This is a genomic window from Bacteroides sp. AF39-16AC, assembly GCF_003602735.1.
GTDB lineage: Bacteria > Bacteroidota > Bacteroidia > Bacteroidales > Bacteroidaceae > Bacteroides > Bacteroides uniformis.
This window is the reverse complement of sequence record NZ_QTLN01000045.1, coordinates 8,484-11,103: the sequence shown is the minus strand read 5'-3', so window position 1 is coordinate 11,103 and position 2,620 is coordinate 8,484. Positions and strand designations below refer to the sequence as shown.

The 2,620-nt window shown below is 53.9% G+C and carries 4 protein-coding genes; all 4 read left to right on the top strand.

Annotation, left to right across the window (positions count from 1 at the left end; translation table 11 throughout):
• Positions 1–197, top strand: a 197-nt coding sequence (locus tag DW039_RS21140) for a hypothetical protein (protein WP_207810854.1), incomplete at its 5' end; no start/stop codon positions are given.
• A 56-nt stretch (positions 198–253) separates the two neighbouring features.
• Complete coding sequence (locus tag DW039_RS19970) at positions 254–616, top strand: helix-turn-helix domain-containing protein (protein ID WP_004304264.1); 363 nt, start codon at positions 254–256, stop codon at positions 614–616.
• A 3-nt stretch (positions 617–619) separates the two neighbouring features.
• The gene (locus DW039_RS19965; protein WP_004291454.1) at positions 620–970 is read left to right on the top strand and encodes a helix-turn-helix domain-containing protein; all 351 of its coding nucleotides are present in this window, start codon (positions 620–622) and stop codon (positions 968–970) included.
• A gap of 20 nt (positions 971–990) precedes the next feature.
• Positions 991–2,562 carry a DUF3945 domain-containing protein gene (locus DW039_RS19960; RefSeq protein ID WP_004291455.1) on the top strand — a complete coding sequence of 524 codons (1,572 nt, stop codon included), beginning with the start codon at positions 991–993 and terminating at the stop codon, positions 2,560–2,562.
• The last annotated feature ends 58 nt before the right edge of the window (positions 2,563–2,620 follow it).

The following is a 2,620-nucleotide window of genomic DNA, read 5'->3' as shown; positions in this document are numbered from 1 at the left end:
CCACCATCATCTCGAAAGTCTTTTTCTCGATAGATACTATTTCCATATTCATGTCATTTAGAGTTTGCCGCAAAGGTAACGAAACGGCATACAAGACGTATCGTTTTCCGCTGAAAGGCTGCCTGTTGCGCCGTTTGACCGGGTTACGGAGCCATCTTCCGCAAAAATCTTACGTGAGTCACGTAGTGAGTTGTTAAAGCCCCTTTTGTTTATTGCCGAATTTTGTCGCAGAAACAAAAAGAAAGGACTGAACATGAAAGTGATAACAATGGAAAGTTCCGCCTACAAGGAGATGATGGCGCAGATTGCGAACATCGCAGGGTACATCCGCGAGGCAAGGGACGAGAAGAAACGGAAGCGGGAAACCGAAGACAAGCTGCTTGACACGGCACAGGCGGCGAAGATGCTCAACGTGAGCAAGCGCACCATGCAGCGTATGCGCACCGACCACCGTATCGAGTATGTGGTGGTACGCGGAAGCTGCCGCTACCGCCTTTCCGAGATACTGCGGCTATTGGAGGACAACACAGTAAGGAACGAGGAAGGGACAATAGACACCCTGTTCCACAACCACACGCTGCGCACGGGCGGCAAACCAAAAGGAAGGAGGACATAGGTCATGGAACTGCTCACACGAAACAACTTCGAGGGCTGGATGCAGAAGCTGATGGAACGGCTCGACCGTCAGGACGAACTGCTGCTGGCGATGAAGGCTGAGGGGAAACAGCCCACTATCACGGAAAGCATCCGCCTTTTCGACAATCAGGATTTGTGCATGTTGCTCCAGATAAGCAAACGCACCCTCCAACGCTACCGCAGCGTAGGCGCATTGCCCTACAAGACGCTGGGCAAGAAGACCTATTACAGCGAGGAGGACGTGCTGACATTCCTTTCCAACCATATCAAGGACTTCAAAAAGGAAGATATAGCCTTCTACAAGGCTCGTATCCATAATTTCTTTCATAAATAACCCATTAAAACATTTTTCAGATGGCAAAGAAAAAAGACGAAAAGGACGTGCTGGTAGTCCGTGACGAGAAGACAGGCGAGATCAGCGTGGTAGCCGGGCTGAACGCGGACGGCACACCCAAGCGCACCCCCGCAAAAGCGGAGAACGCGCAGAGTTTCCTGCAATTCGACCGACATGGCGACGTGCTGGACAACTTCTTCAAGAACTTCTTCCGGCAGTGCAAGGAACCCAGCCGCTTCGGTTTCTACCGCATTGCGGCAGACCAAGCTGAAAATCTCTTAGAGGTGATGAAGCAACTGCTGAAAGACCCCGAAGCGAACAAGGAGCTGCTCGCCCCTCACAAGGTGGACACCTCCGACTATGAGAAGAAGGTGCAGGAAGAGATGGCAGCACAACAGACAGAGAAACAAGAACCTCAAAAACAGGAGAACATGGAACAACGGAAAGAACAGCAACAGGACAAATCCGAACAGATGCAGGGCAAACGTGGCTACCAGCCCATCGACGAGAGTAAAATCAACTGGCAGGAGCTGGAGGACAGATGGGGCGTAAAGCGGGACAACCTTGAAAAGTCCGGCGACCTTACGAAGATGCTCAACTATGGCAAGTCCGACTTGGTAAAGGTCAAACCGACCTTCGGCGGCGAATCATTCGAGCTGGACGCCCGCCTCTCCTTCAAGAAGGACGGTGAGGGAAACATCAGCCTCGTGCCGCACTTCATCCGCAAGGAGCAGAAGCTGGATGAGTACAAGGAACACAAATTCTCCGACAATGACCGGAAGAACCTCCGCGAAACGGGCAATCTCGGTAGGGTCGTGGACATTGTGGACAGGGAAACGGGCGAGATCATCCCCTCCTACATCAGCATCGACCGCAAGACGAATGAAATCACGGACATTCCGGCAAGCAGGGTGCGCATCCCGGAGCGCATCGGCAAGACGGAAATCACCACGCAGGAGCGGGACATGCTCCGCGCCGGACTGCCCGTACGCGACAAGCTCATCGAGCGCAACGACGGCAGAAAGTTCGTCACCACCCTGCAAGTGAACGTGGAGCAGCGCGGCGTGGAGTTCGTGCCGGGAACCGGCAAGTCGCCCCGTACCGCACAGACACAGGAAACCAAAGGCGACACATCGAAAAGTCAGGCGCAGGGCGGGGAAAATGCCGCACAGACCAAGAAGGAGCAACGCCGCAACACGTGGACGAACGAGGACGGCAGCATCCGCCCCATCAGCAAATGGAGCGGCGTGAGCTTCACCGACCAGCAGAAAGCCGACTATGTGGCGGGTAAAGCCGTGAAGCTGGAGAACGTGACCGACAAGCAGGGCTTCCATGCCACGATGTATATCAAGTTCAACCCGGAGAAGGGACGCCCGTACCGCTACGACACGAACCCTGACAATGCACAGCAGGTTGCTCCGTCCAACGAGAGCCGCACGCAGGTGGCGGTGAACAACGATGGCAAGACCAACGAGGCTACAAAGAATCTGAGAGAGCCGTTGCAGAAAGGTCAGACCAACCCGAAGGACGCCCGCCAGCAACAGCAGCAGGAGAAGCCGCAGAAGAAAACGGGCAAGGGCATGAAAATGTAATCCCGTGTCCGCCACTGAATCCAAAATAAAATCCAAAGTATCAACAAAAAAGAAGAAG

What these genes read in the sequence shown, in the direction of transcription:
- DW039_RS19965 (WP_004291454.1), top strand. Translation starts at nt 620, where the DNA reads ATGGAACTGCTCACACGAAACAACTTCGAGGGCTGGATGCAGAAGCTG.
- DW039_RS19960 (WP_004291455.1), top strand. Translation starts at nt 991, where the DNA reads ATGGCAAAGAAAAAAGACGAAAAGGACGTGCTGGTAGTCCGTGACGAG.
- DW039_RS19970 (WP_004304264.1), top strand. Translation starts at nt 254, where the DNA reads ATGAAAGTGATAACAATGGAAAGTTCCGCCTACAAGGAGATGATGGCG.